Source organism: Dactylosporangium sp. CS-047395 (assembly GCF_050942185.1).
Lineage (GTDB): Bacteria > Actinomycetota > Actinomycetes > Mycobacteriales > Micromonosporaceae > Dactylosporangium.
Genome location: NZ_CP192015.1, coordinates 1,951,954 through 1,970,280 on the forward strand (window position 1 = coordinate 1,951,954; position 18,327 = coordinate 1,970,280).

Genomic DNA, 18,327 nt, shown 5'->3' on the forward strand with positions numbered 1-18,327 from the left:
CAATCGTACTTGACACGAACAGTGTTCCAACGTAGAACAGTGTTCGTGATTGACGAACAGCGTTCGAACCCCTTCTTGGTGCTCGCCGTCGTGCTGGCGGCCGAGGTGATGGACCTCCTCGACGCCACGGTGATCGCCATCGCCGGCCCGTCGGTCCGCGCCGACCTCGGCGGCGGCACGGCGTTCCTGCAGTGGCTCGCCGCCGGGTACACCCTCGCCTTCGCCGTCGGCCTGGTCACCGGCGGCCGCCTCGGCGACATCTTCGGCCGCCGCCGCATGTTCCTGCTCGGCGCGGCCGGCTTCACCCTCATGTCCCTGCTCTGCGCGGTCGCGCCCGGCCCGGCCTGGCTGGTCGCGTGCCGGGTGCTGCAGGGCCTGTCCGGTGCGGTGCTCATCCCGCAGGGCCTGGGCCTGATCAAGGCCGCGTTCCCGCCCGAGAGGGTCGGCGCCGCGTTCGCCGCCTTCGGCCCGGTCATGGGCCTGTCCGCGGTCTGCGGCCCGATCCTCGCCGGCGTCCTCGTCGACGCCGACCTGTTCGGCACCGGCTGGCGGATGATCTTCCTGATCAACGTCCCGGTCGGCCTGGCCGCGCTGCTCGGCGCGGTGCTCGTCCTGCCGCGCACGGCCGAGCAGGACCGGTCCCTGCGCCTCGACCTGCCCGGCACCGCCCTGCTCGGCGGCGCCCTGCTGTTGCTGGTGTTCCCGCTGGTGCAGGGGCGCGAGCTGGGCTGGCCGTGGTGGTGCTGGGCGGCGCTGGCGGCCTCGGCGCCCGTGCTGTGGCTGTTCGGCCGCTACGAGCGCCGCCGGGTGCGCGCCGGACGGACTCCCCTCGTCGAGCCCTCCCTGCTGGCCAAGCGGCGCTTCAACGCCGGCCTGGTCGTCGGGCTGATCTTCTTCGCGGGCGTCATGGGGCTGTCGCTGATCCTCAGCGTGTACCTCCAGATCGGCCTCGGCTACGGCCCCTTGCGCGCCGGCCTCACCCAGGCGCCGTGGGCTTTCGGCACCGCACTGGGCGCGATCGCGGCGCAGGGCCTGACCGCGCGCTTCGGCGGGCGGAGGGTGCTTGTCGGCGGTACCGGCGTGGTGGCTTTTGGTGTGTGCTGGCTCTTCTTCGGACCGTCGCTCGGGGTGCTGCTGCCCGCTCTGCTCGTGCTGGGGATCGGGATGGGTGCCTCGATGGCGCCGTACTTCGACATCGTGCTGGCCGCCGTGGATCCGCACGAGGTCGGCTCCGCTTCCGGCACCCTGACGGCCGCGCAACAGGTGGGCGGGGCGATCGGGGTGGCCGTACTGGGGACGGCGTATTTCTCCTGGGAATCGCTCGACGGGGTGCTGTGGCTGGAGCTCGGGCTGCTCGCCGTCGCCGGGGTCCTGTGCTTCCTCCTCCCCGCCCGGGCCAGGGATGTTTCCGAGGAGGGTTCCGCGGTGCCGGTCGCGGTCGCGGGTTAGCCCCGCTCAAGGCTGGGCATCAAGTGGATACGGGCGAGAGGAGAAACCATGACGTCCACACTGAACCGCCCGGCCGTGGCGCCGCGACTGCAGGAACCGACGGCCGACCGTTCGACCGCCGAGCTCGTGAAGCTCGCCGCCGAGCAGGTCTCCACGCTGGTACGCGACGAACTCAAGCTGGCCCAGATCGAGCTCACCGAGAAGGGCAAGCGGGCCGGACTCGGTGTCGGGATGTTCGGCGGGGCCGGGGTCGTCGCGCTGTACGGCGTCGGCGCGCTGCTGGCCGCGCTCATCATCGGACTGGCCGCGGTCATGCCGGCCTGGCTGGCCGCGCTGATCGTCGGGGTCGCGCTGTTCCTCGTGGCCGGCGTGCTCGCGCTGGTCGGCAAGGGCCAGGTCAAGCGGGCCGTGCCGCCGATGCCGGAAGAGACCGTGGCCGGGGTGAAGGCCGACATCGACACCATCACGACCTCGGTCAAGCACGGAGGCCACCGATGACCTCGACCGACCACAGCACCAACGGACACAGCCAGACCGCCGACCCGGATGCGCTGCGGGCGGAGATCGCCCGCACCCGCGCCGGGCTCGGCGAGACCGTCGAGGCCCTTGCGGCCAAGGCCGACGTGAAGGCCCGTGCCCAGGAGGCCGTGCACTCCACGGTCGAAACGGCCAAGCTGCGCATGCGCGAGGGCGTGGAGCAGATGACGGTCAACGCCGCCTACGCCACGCGCGAACTGCGCACGCATCCGCGCCAGTCGCTGCAGACCGGGATGCGCCGCCTGCTCGACTCGGCCCGCGAACGCCCGGCGCCGTGGGTGGTGGCCTCGGCCCTGCTCGTGGTGGCCGCGCTGGTCGGGTTCCGCAGCCGGCGGGAGGCCTGATGAACAAGGTGCTGTACAAGCCGTTCAGCATCGCCTTCAGCGTGGCGGGCGGCATCGCGGCGGGAATCGTGTTCAAGCAGGTGTGGAAGCGCCTCTCCGGCGAGGAGGAGGCCCCGGCGGCGACCTCGCGCGAGTACGGCTGGGGCGAGGTCCTGGCCGCGGCCGCCTTGCAGGGCGCCATTTTCGCCGTGGTGAAGGCCGCCATCGACCGGGGCGGCGCGGCGGGCGTTCGACGCATCACGGGCGAGTGGCCGGACGACTGATCCTTCGCTGCTCCGGGCCGGCAACCGCTTTTGCGTGTTCGGCCCGCCAGAGTCTTTGCTAAGCGCGCGGCCGCGTCGAGGGAGCGGCCGCGCGCTGCTGCGTGTGCCCGCCGCGGCGCCGGGTTACGCCTCGCGGGCGCGCTGGTGCTGATCCGGGGTGTTGATCTCCGTTATGTCGGGCGCTGGCGCGCCGCGACATAACTCGATTTTTCGCCCGACCAGGTATAAATCCGAAATGTCGCGGCCGAGGCACGAGGCCCGACATTTCGTTGCCCAGCAACAATATTGCCGGAGTGAAGGATTGCCGTACGGTGAGCGGCATGACGTTCTCGATCGTCGGGCGGTCCGCCGACGGGCAGACCCTCGGTATCGCCGTGGCCAGTAAGTTTCTCGCCGTCGGGGCGGCGGTGCCGGCGGCCGAGGCCGGGGTCGGGGCGCTCGCCACGCAGGCGTTCGCGAACCTGGCCTACCGGGCGCAGGGGCTGGCGTTGCTACGTACGGGCACCGCCGCCGCGGATGTCATCGCCGGGCTCACCGCGGCCGACGCCGGCCGGGCGCAGCGGCAGCTCGGGGTGGTCGGGCCGAACGGGGACGGGGCCACGTACACCGGCGCGGAGTGCTTCGACTGGGCCGGGGGAGTCGCCGGCGACGGGTACGCCATCCAGGGCAACATCCTCGCCGGGCCGCAGGTCGTCGCCGAGATGGAGCGGGTCTGGCTGGGCTCCGGCGAGCTGTCGCTGCCGCGCCGGTTGCACGCCGCGCTCGCGGCCGGGGACGCGGCCGGTGGGGATCGGCGGGGGCGGCAGAGCGCGGCGCTGCTCACGGTGCGGCGCGGGGCCGGGTACGGCGGGATGAGCGACGTCGAGGTCGATCTCCGCGTCGACGACGATGCCGATCCGGTGGCGCGGATGGGTGGGCTCATCGAGCTGTGGGACCTGTACTTCGGCAAGCCCGATCCCGCCACGCTGCTGCCCCTCGACGGCGAGCTGGCGGCCGAGGTCGACGCGAAGCTCAAGGCGCTCGGGTACGACTCGCTGGACGCCTGGGCCGGGGTCGAGAATCTCGAGGAGCGCCTTGTCGCCGGGGCTATCGATCCGTTGGTGCTGGAGCAGTTGCGGGCGGCGCAGCGGCCGACCGGAGCGTAGCGAGGGCGGCGGCGATCGCGGGGCGCGTGGCCGACGACGCGCGCACGGCCGCCGTGATGTGGCGTTCGAGCGGGTCGCTGAGCGGGTGTGCGGTGACATCGTAGCGCGCGTCGACCGCGAGCTCCGGCAGCAGGGTCACCGACAGGCCGGCCTCGACGTGGGCCAGGAGCGGGCCGTACGAGGCGAAGAGGGCGGTGAAATCGGGCTCGAAGCCCGCTCGGCGGCAGGCGCGGGTGATGAGGTCGTGGGTCCACGTGTCCGGGCGCTCGGCCGACCAGCGCGCGGTGCGGTAGTCGGCGAGGGCCGCCGTGGTGCGCGCGGTCGCGGCCGTGACCAGGACGATCGGGTCGGTCGCCAGCGGGGTGTGCAGGATCTCGTCGTCGATCGGGACGGTACCGTCGAACTGGTCGGCGGTCACCGCGATGTCGCACGCGCCGCGGCGCAGGGCCGGGATGGTCTCGTTCGGGTCGAGCTCGCTGATGTCGATGCGCAGGCGCGGCACCTCCGCGAGGAGGCGCTGGATCGCGGTCAGGACGAACGTGTTGGCCGCGCTCGTGAAGGTGCCGATGGTCAGGCGGCCGGCCGGGGCGGCGTCGTCGAGCGTGGCCAGCTCGGCGCGGGCGGTCTCCATCTGGTCCAGGATCGTGCGCGCGTGCCGGGCCAGGGTCAGGCCCGCGTCGGTCAGGCGCAGGCGGCGGCCGGACCGCTCGAACAGGCGCGCGCCGGCCTCCCGCTCCAGCACGGCGAGCTGCTGGGACACCGTCGACGGGCTCAGATGGGCCGCCTGCGCGACCGCGCGGACGGTGCCGAGGGTGGCCAGGTCGCCCAGGAGCTTGAGACGCCAAGGGTCGAGCATTGTTCGGTACCGCCGTGCAAGCTGTCAGGAAACGCGAGCTGGAAGTGAACATAGCGCGGCCGTAGCGTCGGCACCATGGCGGACTTCTGGAGCGATGTCGAGCGGCATGTCGTGCGGTACGGCGGGGCGTTCACCCCGGAGATCGTGGTCCGGGCCGAGGGCAGCCACGTGATCACCGAGGACGGGCGGCGCATCCTCGACTTCACGTCGGGGCAGATGAGCGCGATCCTGGGGCACTCGCACCCGGAGATCGTGGCGACGGTACGCCGGCAGATCGGCGAGCTCGACCACGTCTTCAGCGGCATGCTCACCAAGCCGGTGGTCGAGCTGTCGCGCCGGCTCGCCGAGTCGCTGGCCCACGCGCAGGCGCCGTTCGAGGGCGCCCCACTGGAGAAGGTGCTGCTCCTGACGACCGGGGCGGAGTCCAACGAGGCGGCGGTACGGATGGCCAAGCTCGTCACCGGCGGCCACGAGATCGTCTCGTTCGCGCGCTCCTGGCACGGGATGACGCAGGCGGCCGCGGGCGCGACGTACAGCGCCGGGCGCCGCGGCTACGGCCCCGCCGCGCCGGGGAACTTCGCGATCCCGGCGCCGGACTCGTACCGGCCGGACTTCACCAACCCCGACGGCACCCTGGACTGGCAGCGCCAGCTCGACTTCGCGTTCACGCTGTTCGACGCCCAGTCGGTCGGGGCGCCGGCCGCGTGCCTGGTCGAGCCGATCCTGAGCTCGGGCGGTGTCATCGAACCGCCGCCGGGGTACTTCGCGGCGCTGCAACGCAAGTGCCGGGAGCGCGGCATGCTGCTGATCCTGGACGAGGCCCAGACCGGGTTGTGCCGGACCGGCAACTGGTACGCGTTCGAGCGCGACGGCGTCGTGCCGGACATCATCACGCTGTCGAAGACCCTCGGAGCCGGCCTCCCACTGGCGGCGGTGGTGACGAGCGAGGAGATCGAGCAGCGGGCGTACGAGCGAGGCTTCCTGTTCTTCACGACCCACGTCAGCGACCCACTGCCGGCGGCCGTCGGCAACACCGTCCTCGACATCCTGGAGCGCGACGGCCTCGATCGGCGCGCGGCCGAGCTGGGGGAGCGGCTGCGGCGCGGGCTGCTGGAGCTGCAGGCCCGCCACGAGGTCGTGGGCGACGTGCGCGGGCGCGGGCTGCTGCAGGGCCTGGAACTCGTCACCGACCGCGCCACGAAGGCGGGCGCCGACACCCTCGGCGCCGAGGTCACCCGGCGCTGCCTGAAGCTCGGCCTGCACATGAACGTCGTGCAGCTCAAGGGCATGGGCGGCACCTTCCGCATCGCCCCACCCCTGACCAGCACCGACGAGGAAATCGACCGCGGCCTCGCAATCTTGGACGAGGCACTGGGTGCCTAAATGCTGATAAGTCCGATATGTCTGGCGCGCCAGCGCCCGACATATCGTGATCAAGTGAGATCGTTGCGGACGGCATAGAGCGCCGCCTGCGTCCGATCCTGCACCCCGAGTTTGGTCAGGATCGCGCTCATGTGCGTCTTCACCGTCTTCTCGGCCAGCCCGAGGGTGCGGGCGATCTCGCGGTTCGAGCGCCCGCGCGCCACCTCCGCCAGCACCTCGCGCTCCCGCGCGGTCAGGTGGGCCGCGTCCGGGGCCGGGGCGCCGTCGGTCAGGAGGCGGGCCACATCCGGATGCAGGAGCACATGCCCCGCGTGTACCGCACGAATCGCCGCCGCCAGTGCCGGTGGGTCGACGTCCTTGTAGACGTAGCCGGCGGCGCCCGCGCGGACGGCGGGGAGGACCGCGGCGGGCTCGGTGAAGCTCGTGATGACCAGGACGCGGGCGCGGGTGCCGGTCAGGGCGTGCAGGGCCGTCACGCCGTCGCCGCCCGGCATGCGCAGGTCCAGGAGGATCACGTCCGGGTCGGTGCGCGCGGCCGCGGCCACGCACGAGTCGGCGTCGTGGGCCTCGCCGACCACCTCGATGTCGTCCTGCAGGTCGAGGAAGGTGCGCAGGCCCTGGCGTACCACGGGATGGTCGTCGACGACGAGGACGTGGATCGGGTCAGGCACCCGGCACCTCCATGGTGACCACGGTGCCCTCGCCCGGCGTGGAGCGGATCAGCAGGCGGCCGCCGGCCGCGCGGGCGCGTTCGCGCATCGAGGCCAGGCCCAGGCGCGGGCGGGCCGGGGCGGCCGTCTCGGCGGCGGAGAAGCCGCGGCCGTCGTCGGTGACCGTCAGCGTGACGCCCGGCGGGGTGCGGCGCAGCTCCACCGTGATGTGCGTGGCCGCGGCGTGCCGGAGGGCGTTATGGAGGGCTTCCTGGGCCACCCGGTACGCGGCCTCCTCGCGCGCGGTCGGCAGCCGCGGCACCGGGTCCTCCGCGAACGTGACCGACGCGTCGTGCACGCGGTCCAGGAGTTCGGCCTGGCGGCGCAGGGCCGCGGCCAGGCCGTCGCCGGCCAGGTCGATCGGGCGCAGGCCGACCACGATGGACTTCAGCTCGGCCGTCGCCTCGGCGGCCAGGCGGCGCACCACGTCCAGCTCGGCGGCGGCCCGGGCCGGGTCCCGCTCGACCAGCGCGGCCGCGGCCTCGGCGGTGAGCCGCAGGCTGAACAGCTTCTGGGTGACCGCGTCGTGCAGCTCCCGCGCGATCCGCTGACGCTCCTCCACAATGGACAATTCTCGGCCCCGCTCGTACAGGCGGGCGTTCACGATCGCGATGGCCGCGTGCGCGGCGAGGAGCTTCAGCAGTTCCTCGTCGCCGGCGTCGAAGGCGCCGCCGCGCTTGTTGGCCAGGAACAGCTCGCCGAGAATCTCGGCACCGTCCACAATGGGCATGCCCAGGAAGTCGACCATTTCCGGGTGGGCGGCCGGCCAGCCCTCGAAGCGCGGGTGCGTGCGGATGTCGGCCGAGCGGACCGGGCTCGGGTCGCGCAGCATCGCGCCGAGCAGGCCGTGCTGGCGCGGGATCGGGCCGATGCGGCGCCACTGCTCGCCGGTGAGCCCGTCGGCCAGGAACTCGCGGAACGAGCCGTTGCCGTCCGGAATGCCCAGCGCGGCGTACTCCGCGTCCAGCAGCCTCCGCGCGGCCGCGACGATCGTCTGCAGGACCTCGCGGACCGAGAGGTGTGCGGTGACGGCCAGCACCGCGGCACTCACCTCGCGCAGTTCCTCGCGATCGCATTCGCCCACGTATGCACGGTACCGATGCGGCGGTCGGCTTTTGCAAGGCTTAGGACCAAGGACCTAGGCGCGGCCCGGTCCGCGGCCCGATGCCACGCGTCCGCGCGCTCCATAGCGTCGAGGGCATGCAGAACCGAACAGCCATCGTCACCGGCATCTCCCGTGGACTGGGCCGCGCCCTCGCCGAGGCGCTCACCGGGGCCGGCTGGACCGTGATCGGCGACGGGCGGACACTGGCCCCGGACCGCCCGGGCCACGTGCCGGGCGACGTCACCGACTCCTGGCACCGCGCCCGGCTGGTCGAGGCCGCGCGCGCGACCGGGCGGCTCGACCTGCTCGTGAACAACGCGGGCATCCTCGGGCCGAGCCCGCAGCCGTACCTCGCCGACTACCCCGACGACGCGCTGCGGGCCGTGCTCGAGGTGAACCTGGTGGCGCCGCTGGCCCTCACCCAGCTCGCCCTCCCGGCCCTGCGCGACCACGGCGGCGCCGTCGTGAACATCAGCTCGGACGCGGCCACGGGCGCGTACCCGGGCTGGGGCGGGTACGGCGCCGCCAAGGCCGCGGTCGAACAGCTCAGCCACGTGCTCGCCGCGGAGGAGCCGAAGCTGCGGGTCTGGTGGGTCGACCCCGGCGACCTGCGCACGCAGATGCACCAGGAGGCGTTCCCGGGCGAGGACATCGGCGACCGCCCGCCGCCCGAGTCGGTCGCCCCCGCGTTCCTGCGCCTGCTGTCCGAGCGGCCGGCGTCGGGGCGGGTGAAGCTGTGACGGTCGCGCTGGACTTCGTGCTGCCCGCGGCGCTGGAGGCCCGCGAGCCGCCGGAGGCCCGCGGCCTGGCCCGCGACGAGGTCCGCCTGCTGCTGGCCTCCCCGGCGGGCGTGGCCCACCACCGGTTCACCGACCTCCCGGCCCTGCTGCGACCGGGCGACGTGCTGGTGGTCAACACGTCGGGCACGCTCGCGGCGTCGGTGCCTCTTCCGGGTGTACCGCTGGAGCTGCACTTCTCGACCCGCCTGCCCGACGGCCGCTGGGCCGTCGAGCTCCGCGGCCGCGACCGGCTCCCGCGCGCCGGAGAGCCGGGCGAGCTGCGGCTCCCCGGCGGGGCGAGCGTCACGCTGGAGGAGCCCTACACGCGGGGCCGGCTGTGGGCCGCGACCGTGCGCACCCCGCTCCCCGTGCCCGAGTTCCTGCGCCGGTACGGCCAGCCGATCCGCTACAAGTACGTGCGGCGCCGCTGGCCGCTGGCGGCGTACCAGACGGTGTTCGCGCGGGAGCCCGGCAGCGCCGAGATGCCCAGCGCCGCCCGCCCCTTCAGCGAGCGCGTCGTCACCCGCCTCGTCGCGGCCGGCGTCCAGTTCGCCCCACTGCTGCTGCACACGGGCGTCGCCTCGCCGGAGGCCCACGAGCGCCCCTACCCCGAGTGGTACTCCGTACCGCCCACAACCGCCCGCCTGATCAACGACACCCGCGCGGCCGGCGGCCGGATCATCGCCGTCGGCACCACGGCCGTACGCGCCCTGGAGACCGCCGCGTCACCGGCCGGCCTGATATCAGCGTGCGAGGGGTACACCGACCTGATCATCACCCCGGACCGCGGCGTCACGGCCGTCGACGGCCTGCTGACCGGCTTCCACGAACCGCGCGCCTCCCACCTGGACCTGCTGGCCGCGGTGGCCACCCCGGACGTCCTGCGCGCGACGTACGACGCGGCGATCCGCGAGCGCTACCTGTGGCACGAGTTCGGCGACGTGAACCTGCTCCTGCCGTGACATAGGGTGCTGCTCATGAACGATGTGGTCGCGAAGGCGCTGCGGGAGTTCAACGACCGCCTCGACGTGTTCGACCCCGCCCCGGCACCCCCGGTCGCCGAGGTCCGGGTCGGCGACGCGACGATCGCACTCCGGGCCCCGGTGGTGCGGGCGCTGACTGAGGCGCTGCTGCGGTACCAGGACCCCCGCGACCGCGGCACCTGCGACCACTGCGGCGGCCCCCGCCTGGACGACAACTTCGTCTGCGCCGACTGCGGCCGTCCGAGCGGGGTGTTCGGGCAGTTGCTGTCGGAGCGGGTGGCCCGCTACGACCCACCGGCCGAACTCTCCTGACCCACGGCCGCCGTGCGGAGGCGGGCGAACTCGTGGGCCAGGTCGGCCAGCTGGTAGTGGGCGTTCAGCCCGCTCGGGTTCGGCAGGATCCACAGCCGCGTCGGCGCCAGCGCGTCCAGGTCCTGCGGCCCGACCTTCGCCTTCACAACGCCGAACGCGGTGCGATAGGCCGTCACGCCCAGTACGGCGAGCCAGCGCGGCGCGAACTGGGCCACCTTCGCCTTCAAGATGTCGGCGCCCGCCGTCAGTTCGGTTCGCGTGAGTTCATCGGCCCGGGCCGAGGCGCGCGCGGCCAGATTGGTGATGCCCAGGCCCCAGCCCGGCAGCAGGTGCTGCTCGTCCGGGCGTAGCTGCCGCGGCGTGAAGCCCGACAGGTGCAGCGCCGGCCAGAAGCGGTTGCCCGGCCGGGCGAAGTGGTGGCCCGACGCCGCTGACCACAGGCCCGGGTTGATGCCGCACAGCAGGACGTTCAGGCCCGGGGCGATGACGTCCGGCAGCAGCTTGTCGGCCGCGCCGAGCAGGTCGTCCCGGGTGAAGCGAGCGGACGGCATGCCGACAAGCATGCCAGGAACGCCGTGGTGGCAGCGCAGAGTGAAGGGCATGGATCTGGATGCGGTACTGGCGCTGTGGGACTCGCCCATCGAGCAGCGGGACGATCCCGTGGCGGACTTCCGGCGGTACTACGCCGATCCGGTGGCTGTGAACGGGGTGCCGACGACCGCCGCGCAGCTCGTCGAGCGGGCCAGGGCGTTGCAGGTGGCGTTCGCCGAGCGGCGGACCGAGCTGGTGCACCGGATCGAGGCGGGCGACAAGCTCGTCATCGGGTTCTACATGCACGTCCGGCACGTCGGGCCGTACGAGACGGCGTTCGGGCGGGTGGCGGCGACCGAGCGGCAGCTGCGGATCCGGGTGAACGACATCCTGACGGTGCGCGACGGGCGGATCACCGACATCTGGGTGATGAGTGACGATGTCGACCTGTTGCGGCAACTGGGCCGGATGCCGTCTAGCGTCTGACCGTATGAGCGAGCGGCGGTTGATTTCCAGCGGGTCGACGTTCGAGCGGGAGATCGGGTACTCCCGGGCCGTCGTCGACGGGGACTGGGTGCACGTGTCGGGTACGACCGGCTTCGACTACGCGGCGATGACGATCGCCGAGGACGTGGTGGAGCAGGCCGAGCAGTGCTGGCGGAACATCGACGCGGCTCTGCGGGAGGCCGGGGCGTCGACGGCCGACATCGTGCGGGTGCGGTACCTGCTGCCGGACGCGGCCGACTTCGAACCGTGCTTTCCCGTGCTGCGGCGGTGGATGGGCGAGGTCCGGCCGGCCGCCACGATGCAGGTCTGCGGGCTGTCCGACCCGCGGATGAAGATCGAGATCGAGGTCACCGCGCGAAAGGCGTGAGTCGGATTCCCGTCAGTCATCCGTCAGGGTGATCGAGAGGGCGGCGGCGAACAGGCCCAGCAGCTCGTCGGTGTCCGCGCCGACCAGGGTCGCGCCGGCGAGGCCCTCGATGCCGGTCGCGCCGGCCAGGGTGCAGGACTCGAAGCGGGCGCCGGCCGCGGCGGCGCCCGAGAACACCGCGCCGGACAGGTCGCAGCCGCTGAAGGTGGCCCCGGTCAGGTCGGCGTCGGTGAAGTCCGCGCCGGTCAGGTCGGTCGAGGTGAAGAAGACCGAGTGCAGCTGGGCGTCGCGGAACACGCTGCGCTCGGCCCGGCAGTCGCGGACCGTCACGTCCCGCAGGGTGCCGCCCAGCCACTGCAGGTCGGCCAGGCCACAGTCGCGCAGCGTGACGCGGTGCAGCACCGAGTGGTCGGCGTGGACGTGGTCCAGGGCGGTGCGTTCGAGCAGGCAGTCGGTCAGGATCGCGCCGGACAGGGCGGTGCCGGTCAGGTCGGCGCGGTTGAAGCGGCACTGCACGAACTGGGCCGACTTGGCGCTGCGGCCGGTCAGAGCCAGGTCGTAGAAGCCGATGGCCTGGTAGGCGGCGTCGTCGCGGAGGTCGTCCTCCTCGACCGTGCCCAGCGTCAGGGCCCGCGGCGGGCGGGGGCGGGCCGGGCCCGGGCGGGCCGCCGAGACCGTCGGGAACGCGCCGGTGGCGAAGGTGCCGGCGGAGAACGTCCGCGCCGCGGCGGCCGCGTGGCGGGGCGCCGGACGGGGCGCGCCGATACCGGAGGGTGACGGCTGGGAGGGGACGGCGGGCAGGGCCATACGTGTGACATTAGTGACTGGTGTGACAATGCGTCACAGCGGGCGGCCACCTGCCGGGCAAAAATGACGGGCAATCGCGGGGACGTGTGCCTATCCTTGCCAACGTCATGTCTGAAACGCCCCAGCCGACCAGCCTGAGTGAGCTGCGCGCTCGCCTCGCCGGGTTGATGCCCCAGGACCAGCATCGGCTGCGGCGCCGGATCGACGGCGCGAAACGCTCCCGCAACGCCGACGGCATCGCCGAGGCCATCAAGGCCGACGTGGAGCGGGCCGAGCAGCGCGTCGCCGCCCGCCGCGCGGCCCGGCCCGCCATCAGCTATCCCGAGCAGCTGCCGGTCAGCCAGCGCAAGGACGAGATCCTGGAGAAGATCCGCGACCACCAGGTGGTGATCGTGGCCGGCGAGACCGGGTCGGGCAAGACGACCCAGCTGCCGAAGATCTGCCTGGAGCTCGGCCGCGGGGTGACCGGCCAGATCGGGCACACCCAGCCCCGGCGGATCGCGGCCCGCACCGTCGCCGAGCGGGTCGCCGAGGAGCTCGGCACCGAGCTGGGCGCCACCGTCGGGTTCAAGGTGCGCTTCACCGACCAGTCGTCCGAGCAGACGATGGTGAAGGTGATGACGGACGGCATCCTGCTGGCCGAGATTCAGCAGGACCGGCTGCTGCGCCGCTACGACACCCTCATCATCGACGAGGCCCACGAGCGCAGTCTCAACATCGACTTCATCCTTGGGTACCTCAAGCAACTCCTGCCCCGCCGCCCCGACCTGAAGATCATCATCACCTCGGCCACCATCGACCCCGAACGGTTCTCCAGGCACTTCGGCGACGCGCCCATCGTCGAGGTCAGCGGCCGCACGTACCCGGTGGAGGTCCGGTACCGGCCCATCGAGGCGCCCGACGAGGGCCAGGACGAGGTCGACCAGTTCGACGCGATCGCCATGGCCGTCATGGAGCTGCAGGACGAGGGCCCCGGCGACGTGCTGGTGTTCCTCTCCGGCGAGCGGGAGATCCGCGACGCCGCCGACGCGCTGACCAAGCTGGACCTGCCCAACACCGAGATCCTGCCGCTGTTCGCCCGGCTCTCCTTCGCCGAGCAGCACCGGGTGTTCCAGCCGCACACCGGGCGCCGGGTGGTGCTGGCGACCAACGTGGCCGAGACGTCGCTGACGGTCCCCGGCATCAAGTACGTGGTCGACCCCGGCACCGCCCGCATCTCCCGCTACAGCCACCGCCTGAAGGTGCAGCGCCTGCCGATCGAACCCGTCTCGCAGGCCTCGGCCAACCAGCGCAAGGGCCGCTGCGGGCGGACGAGCGACGGCATCTGCATCAGGCTGTACAGCGAAGAGGATTTCAACGCCCGCCCGGAGTTCACCGATCCGGAGATCCTGCGCACCAACCTCGCCTCGGTCATCCTGCAGATGATCTCGCTGGGCCTGGGCGACCTCGGCGCGTTCCCGTTCATCGACCCGCCGGACAAGCGCAACGTCAGCGCCGGCGTCCAGCTGCTGGAAGAGCTCGGCGCGCTGGACGACAAGCGCGCGCTGACCCCGCTCGGCCGCCGCCTCTCGCAGCTGCCGGTCGACCCGCGGCTGGCCCGGATGGTGCTGGAGGCCGAGAAGAACGGCTGCGTCCGCGAGGTCATGGTGATCACCGCGGCACTGTCCATTCAGGACCCGCGCGAGCGCCCAGCCGAGAAGCAGGCGCAGGCCCAGCAGTCGCACGCCCGCTTCGCCGACAAGGACTCCGACTTCACCGGGTACCTGAACCTGTGGAACTACCTGCAGGAGAAGCAGCAGGAGCTCTCCAGCAACCAGTTCCGCAAGCTGTGCCGGGCCGAGTACCTCAACTACCTGCGGGTGCGCGAGTGGCAGGACATCTTCAGCCAGCTGCGCCAGGTGCTCAAGACGATGGACGTGACGCCGAACGAGGAGCCCGCGGCGCCGTACCCGATCCACGTCTCCCTCCTCGCCGGTCTGCTGTCGCACATCGGGCTCAAGGACACGGAGAAGAACGAGTACCTGGGCGCCCGCAACGCCAAGTTCGCCGTCTTCCCCGGCTCGGCGCTGTTCCGCAAGACGCCCCGCTGGGTGATGGCGGCCGAGCTGGTCGAGACCACCCGGCTGTGGGCCCGCGTGGCGGCGAAGATCGAGCCCGAGTGGATCGAGCCGCTCGCCCAGCACCTCGTGAAGCGGCAATACAGCGAGCCGCACTGGGAACGCAAGCAGGCCGCCGTGATGGCGATGGAACGCGTCACCTTGTACGGCGTGCCGATCGTCACCAACCGCAAGGTGAACTACGGCCGGATCGACCCGGCGCTGAGCCGCGAGCTGTTCATCCGCCACGCGCTGGTGGAGGGCGACTGGGAGACCCAGCACGCGTTCTTCGAGGAGAACCGGCGGCTGCTCGGCGAGGTCGAGGAGCTCGAGGCCCGGGCCCGCCGGCGCGACCTGCTCGTCGACGACGAGACGCTGTTCGACTTCTACGACAACCGCCTCCCGGCCGAGGTCGTCTCCGGCCGGCACTTCGACAGCTGGTGGAAGAAGACCCGCCGGGAGTCCCCGGACCTGCTCACGTTCGACCCGGCCATGCTCGTCAACGCGGGCGCGGACGCGGTGCGGCAGGAGCAGTACCCCGACGCGTGGGAGCAGGACGGCCGCCGGTTCGCGCTGACGTACCAGTTCGAGCCCGGCCAGGAGGCCGACGGCGTCACCGTCCACATCGGACTGCCGCTGCTCGGCTCGGTGCGCGACGGCGACTTCGCCTGGCAGGTGCCCGGGCTGCGCGAGGACCTCGTGACGGCGCTCATCAAGTCGCTGCCCAAGGCGACCCGGCGCAACTTCGTCCCGGCCCCGGACACCGCCCACGACGCGCTCATCGACATGGTGCCGCGCGACGGCGACCTGCTCGACGCCCTGGAGCTGGCGCTGCGCCGGATGACCGGCGTCTCGGTGCCGCGGGCCGAGTGGGACTGGAGCAAGGTCCCCGAGCACCTCAAAATGACCTTCCGCATCGTCGACGACGCCGGCAAGGTCCTCGGTGAGGGCAAGGATTTAGGTGTACTGCGGGTGCGTCTCGCCCCCAAGGTCAAGGCAACCGTCGCGCAGGCGGCCGTGGACGTGACCCGCAAGGGCGCCACGAAATGGGAGTTCGGCACCCTGCCGCGCACCCTGAACCGGACGGTCGCCGGGCACACCCTCACCGTCTATCCGGCCCTGGTCGACGAGGGCGAGTCGGTCGCGGTGCAGGCGTTCGACATCCCGGCCCGCCAGGAGTACGAGATGTGGCGCGGCACCCGCCGCCTGCTCCAGCTCACCCTCCCGCCCCCGGCCCGGTTCGTGCAGGGCCGACTGTCCAATGCGGACAAGCTGGCGCTGAGCCGCAACCCGCACCGCAACGCCGTCGACCTGCTGGAGGACTGCGCGGCCTGCGCGGTCGACCAGCTGATGACCGACGCGGGCGGCCCGGCCTGGGACGAGGCCGGATTCACCGCCCTGCGCGACAAGGTCCGGGCCGACCTGGTCGACCTGACCCTCGACGTGGTCGGCAGCGTCCGCAAGATCCTCGCCGCCTCCTACGACGTCGAACAGCGCCTGGCCCGCACGAAGAACCCGCTCCTGCTGCCCGCGCTGACCGACATGCGCGGGCAACTCAGCCGTCTCGTGTACCGCGGATTCGTCACCGACACCGGCTGGCAACGCCTCCCGGACCTGGAACGCTACCTGCGCGGCATCGAACGCCGGCTGGAGAAGGTGCCGACCGACACGGGGCGCGACCGCGAGCGGATGCTCACCGTGCAGGAGGTCCAGAAGGAGTACGACCAACTGCTCGCCGCCACCCCGATGACCCCGCAACTCCGCGAGATCCGCTGGATGATCGAGGAACTGCGCGTCGGCCTGTTCGCGCAGGCCCTCGGCACCGCCTACCCGATCTCCGACGTGCGCATCTACCGGGCGATGGACGCACTACCGACCTGATCCAGCGCCCGCCACCCGCCAGCCGCCGCCCGGCATCCAGCGCCTGCCGCCCGGCATCCGGGCGAAGGCGGTGCGCGGTCGCGTCGCGATGGGCGCCACGGGCCTGATCCGGCGCCGGGCGGTGCGCGGTTATCCCGCGATGGGCGTGCGGCCGGCCTGATCCTGGTGCTCGGGTTCCCGGGTGGTCAGCACCGGGGCGAGGAGGGCGATCGCGGCGGACAGCACGGTGAGGCCCAGCAGGGCGCGGCCGAGTCCGATCACCTCCGCGAGGGCGCCGATGAGGGGTGGGCCGACCAGGATCGAGCCGTAGCCGATGCTGGTGACGAGCGCGATCGCGTCCGCGGGGCGGTCGGTCTCGCCGGCCGCGCTGACCGCCGCCGGGAACACCAGGCAGATGCCGAGGCCCCAGAGTAGTGCTCCGGCGTACAGCGGCAGGGTGCCCGGGGCGAGCACGGCCGCGGCGATCCCGGCCACGCCGAGCAGTGCGCCGAGGCGGACGGCGCCCGCGCGGCCGAGGCGGGCCACGGCGGTGCTGCCCGCGAAGCGGCCGGCGGTCATGGCGACGGCGAACATGGTGTACCCGAGGGCCGCGTCGGCCTGGGACAGGGCGCGCCCGGTGTGCAGATAGAGCGCGAGCCAGTCGCCGGCCGCGCCCTCGGCCACCGTCGCGCAGAAGGTGACCAGGCCGATGAGCAGGATGACGCGGCTGACCCGGAACCGTGCCCGTGGGCCGCCGGACGGCTCCTCGGTGCCCGCGCGCTCGTCGAGGTAGAGGGCGAGGCCGGCGTACGTCACGGCGAGCGAGACGGCCGCCGCGACCGCGAGGTGGGTGCCGGCACCGATGCTCGCCCGGGCGGCGAGGGCGCCCGCGGCCGCGCCGCCGATCGAGCCGAGGCTCCAGCAGGCGTGGTACCGCGGCATCCACTCCCGGCCCGCGCACCGGTCGACGAAGCTGCCTTGGACGTTCATGGCGACGTCCCAGGAACCGTACGCGAGGCCGAGCACGAACAGGGCCCCCGACAGCGCCCACAGCGTGCCCGCGAACCCGGCCGCGGCGAGGGCGGCGGTCGCGACGATCGAGGTGCCGGCCACCCAGGCGCGGCTGCCGAAGCGCCGGCACGCGCGCCCGGTGACCGGCATGGAGACCAGCGAGCCGATGCCGAGGGCCAGCAGCGCCCGCCCGAGCTCGCCGGGCCCGATGGAGAGCCGCTCGACCACGGCGGGGATGCGGGCGACCCAGCCGCCGACCACCGCGCCGCTGGCCGTGAAGACGAGCGCCGTGCCCAGCGCCGGCCGGATCACCGGTTACAGGTCGTCGGGGCGGCGGAAGACGACGGTCTGCTCGGCGGCGCCGGGCCGGATGACTTGCGTCGGGCCCGGCTGCGCGCCCGGCTGCGCGCCGAAGTTCGGGTTGATCATCTGGGTGGCCGCCGCGGGGTTGCCGTACGTGGTCGGCTGCGGGCTGCCGTAAGTCGTCGGCTGCGGGGGCGGCGCGTAGGCCCCCGGGCCGCCCGGGTAGCCCGACGGGCCGGGGACGACCGGGTGCATGCCGGTGTCGGGCTCGTTGCGGTCCTTGCGGCGGAAGTAGAAGAGGCTGCCGATCAGGCCGAGGGCGCCGACGATGGCGATGATGCCGACCCACAGGCCGAAGCCGAGCCCGCCGCCGGTGCCGCTGGTGTTGCGGACGGCCTGGTCGCTGGTGGGCTGGATGGCCACGCCGTTGCCGGCCTCCGGTGGGGCGAAGGTCTCGTCGCCGGTGAGGGTCGGGCTGTCGCTGGCGTTCAGCGTCGAGGTCTTGGTCGGCTTGGCCGTGGTCTTGGTGGCCGACGGGGTCGGGCCACCGGTGGCGCGCAGGGCGAAGTTGTCGGCGTTGCCGTGCTCGACCGCGATCCGGCCGCCCGCCTGCCCGGCGGTCTTCACGGTGAGCGTGATCGCGCCGCTGCCCGACTTCTCGGCCGCCAGGGTGCCGCCCTTGCAGGAGGCGGCGCGCCCGGCCGAGCCGATCGCGCAGCCGGGGTTGTCGCCCTGCTCCAGCACCGCGTTGGCGGGGGCCGTCACGACCACGGTCACGTTGGCGATCGGCTGCTTGGTGTTGTTCTTGATGGTGAAGCGGACCTGGACCTTGTCGCCGACCTTGCCCTGGACGCTGCCGTCGCTGACCTTGATCTGGAGCGGGTCGGCGGCCCAGGCGGGCGTCGCGGCGACGCCGATCATGCCGACGCCGAGCACCGCGGCGGCCCCGGCCGCCACGCTCCAGCGTCGCATCCTCGAT

Annotated in this window: 19 protein-coding genes; 12 read left to right on the forward strand and 7 right to left on the reverse strand. The window is 72.8% G+C overall.

The window, feature by feature from the left end; all coding sequences use genetic code 11:
- Positions 1–45 precede the first annotated feature (45 nt).
- The 5 genes from ACQP00_RS08980 (at position 46) to ACQP00_RS09000 (ending at position 3,738) form a co-directional block, all read left to right on the forward strand.
- Positions 46–1,449, forward strand: coding sequence for an MFS transporter (locus ACQP00_RS08980; RefSeq protein WP_433217075.1), 1,404 nt, complete (start codon positions 46–48; stop codon positions 1,447–1,449).
- A 48-nt stretch (positions 1,450–1,497) separates the two neighbouring features.
- The gene (locus ACQP00_RS08985; RefSeq protein ID WP_433057803.1) at positions 1,498–1,947 is read left to right on the forward strand and encodes a phage holin family protein; all 450 of its coding nucleotides are present in this window, start codon (positions 1,498–1,500) and stop codon (positions 1,945–1,947) included.
- Positions 1,944–2,330, forward strand: a complete 387-nt coding sequence (locus tag ACQP00_RS08990) for a DUF3618 domain-containing protein (RefSeq protein WP_433217078.1) — start codon at positions 1,944–1,946, stop codon at positions 2,328–2,330. The genes ACQP00_RS08985 and ACQP00_RS08990 overlap by 4 nt, the downstream gene beginning before the upstream one ends.
- On the forward strand, positions 2,330–2,593 hold the full coding sequence (locus ACQP00_RS08995; RefSeq protein WP_433217081.1) for a DUF4235 domain-containing protein: 264 nt from the start codon (positions 2,330–2,332) through the stop codon (positions 2,591–2,593). The genes ACQP00_RS08990 and ACQP00_RS08995 overlap by 1 nt, the downstream gene beginning before the upstream one ends.
- Positions 2,594–2,913: 320 nt before the next feature.
- Entirely contained in the window at positions 2,914–3,738 is an 825-nt protein-coding gene (locus ACQP00_RS09000; protein WP_433217084.1) for a DUF1028 domain-containing protein, read from the forward strand.
- Here the strand turns inward: ACQP00_RS09000 and ACQP00_RS09005 are convergent.
- Positions 3,680–4,594 (reverse strand): LysR family transcriptional regulator, encoded by a 915-nt coding sequence (locus ACQP00_RS09005; protein WP_433217087.1) that lies wholly within the window; start codon positions 4,592–4,594, stop codon positions 3,680–3,682. The two genes, ACQP00_RS09000 and ACQP00_RS09005, sit on opposite strands and share 59 nt — an antisense overlap.
- A 75-nt stretch (positions 4,595–4,669) precedes the next feature.
- On the opposite strand from ACQP00_RS09005, the gene ACQP00_RS09010 reads away from it, so the two are divergent.
- Complete coding sequence (locus ACQP00_RS09010; RefSeq protein ID WP_433217090.1) at positions 4,670–5,977, forward strand: aspartate aminotransferase family protein; 1,308 nt, start codon at positions 4,670–4,672, stop codon at positions 5,975–5,977.
- A gap of 50 nt (positions 5,978–6,027) precedes the next feature.
- Here ACQP00_RS09010 and ACQP00_RS09015 read toward each other — a convergent pair whose 3' ends face one another.
- Together ACQP00_RS09015 and ACQP00_RS09020 are read right to left on the reverse strand one after the other, a co-directional pair.
- Positions 6,028–6,648, reverse strand: a complete 621-nt coding sequence (locus ACQP00_RS09015; protein WP_433217093.1) for a response regulator — start codon at positions 6,646–6,648, stop codon at positions 6,028–6,030.
- Positions 6,641–7,771 carry a GAF domain-containing sensor histidine kinase gene (locus ACQP00_RS09020; protein WP_433217096.1) on the reverse strand — a complete coding sequence of 377 codons (1,131 nt, stop codon included), beginning with the start codon at positions 7,769–7,771 and terminating at the stop codon, positions 6,641–6,643. The genes ACQP00_RS09015 and ACQP00_RS09020 overlap by 8 nt, the downstream gene beginning before the upstream one ends.
- A 116-nt stretch (positions 7,772–7,887) precedes the next feature.
- Here ACQP00_RS09020 and ACQP00_RS09025 point away from each other — a divergent pair, with 116 nt between their 5' ends.
- Genes ACQP00_RS09025 through ACQP00_RS09035 form a run of 3 tightly spaced genes read left to right on the forward strand, consistent with a single transcriptional unit; the run spans position 7,888 to position 9,866 of the window.
- A complete protein-coding gene (locus ACQP00_RS09025) occupies positions 7,888–8,532 on the forward strand; it encodes an SDR family oxidoreductase (RefSeq protein ID WP_433217099.1) in 645 nt (214 codons plus the stop codon).
- Positions 8,529–9,533 carry an S-adenosylmethionine:tRNA ribosyltransferase-isomerase gene (locus tag ACQP00_RS09030; RefSeq protein ID WP_433217102.1) on the forward strand — a complete coding sequence of 335 codons (1,005 nt, stop codon included), beginning with the start codon at positions 8,529–8,531 and terminating at the stop codon, positions 9,531–9,533. Before ACQP00_RS09025 ends, ACQP00_RS09030 begins: the two co-directional genes overlap by 4 nt.
- A gap of 15 nt (positions 9,534–9,548) precedes the next feature.
- On the forward strand, positions 9,549–9,866 hold the full coding sequence (locus ACQP00_RS09035) for a hypothetical protein (protein WP_433217105.1): 318 nt from the start codon (positions 9,549–9,551) through the stop codon (positions 9,864–9,866).
- Here ACQP00_RS09035 and mug read toward each other — a convergent pair.
- Entirely contained in the window at positions 9,839–10,417 is a 579-nt protein-coding gene (gene mug / locus ACQP00_RS09040; protein WP_433217108.1) for a G/U mismatch-specific DNA glycosylase, read from the reverse strand. The genes ACQP00_RS09035 and mug overlap by 28 nt on opposite strands.
- A gap of 49 nt (positions 10,418–10,466) precedes the next feature.
- Between mug and ACQP00_RS09045 the strand changes: the two genes are divergently transcribed.
- Together ACQP00_RS09045 and ACQP00_RS09050 are read left to right on the forward strand one after the other, a co-directional pair.
- Positions 10,467–10,883 (forward strand): ester cyclase, encoded by a 417-nt coding sequence (locus ACQP00_RS09045; protein ID WP_433217111.1) that lies wholly within the window; start codon positions 10,467–10,469, stop codon positions 10,881–10,883.
- 4 nt (positions 10,884–10,887) lie between these two features.
- Positions 10,888–11,271 carry a RidA family protein gene (locus ACQP00_RS09050; RefSeq protein ID WP_433217114.1) on the forward strand — a complete coding sequence of 128 codons (384 nt, stop codon included), beginning with the start codon at positions 10,888–10,890 and terminating at the stop codon, positions 11,269–11,271.
- A gap of 12 nt (positions 11,272–11,283) precedes the next feature.
- Here the strand turns inward: ACQP00_RS09050 and ACQP00_RS09055 are convergent, their stop codons facing one another.
- Complete coding sequence (locus ACQP00_RS09055; RefSeq protein WP_433217116.1) at positions 11,284–12,078, reverse strand: pentapeptide repeat-containing protein; 795 nt, start codon at positions 12,076–12,078, stop codon at positions 11,284–11,286.
- Positions 12,079–12,185: 107 nt separating this feature from the next.
- Here ACQP00_RS09055 and hrpA point away from each other — a divergent pair, with 107 nt between their 5' ends.
- Positions 12,186–16,055 carry an ATP-dependent RNA helicase HrpA gene (hrpA, locus tag ACQP00_RS09060; RefSeq protein ID WP_433217118.1) on the forward strand — a complete coding sequence of 1,290 codons (3,870 nt, stop codon included), beginning with the start codon at positions 12,186–12,188 and terminating at the stop codon, positions 16,053–16,055.
- Between the two features lie 129 nt (positions 16,056–16,184).
- Here hrpA and ACQP00_RS09065 read toward each other — a convergent pair whose 3' ends face one another.
- On the reverse strand, positions 16,185–17,357 hold the full coding sequence (locus ACQP00_RS09065) for an MFS transporter (protein ID WP_433217120.1): 1,173 nt from the start codon (positions 17,355–17,357) through the stop codon (positions 16,185–16,187).
- A gap of 3 nt (positions 17,358–17,360) precedes the next feature.
- Positions 17,361–18,320: a hypothetical protein gene (locus ACQP00_RS09070; RefSeq protein WP_433217122.1), complete on the reverse strand. Its 960-nt coding sequence runs from the start codon at positions 18,318–18,320 to the stop codon at positions 17,361–17,363.
- Positions 18,321–18,327 lie beyond the last annotated feature (7 nt).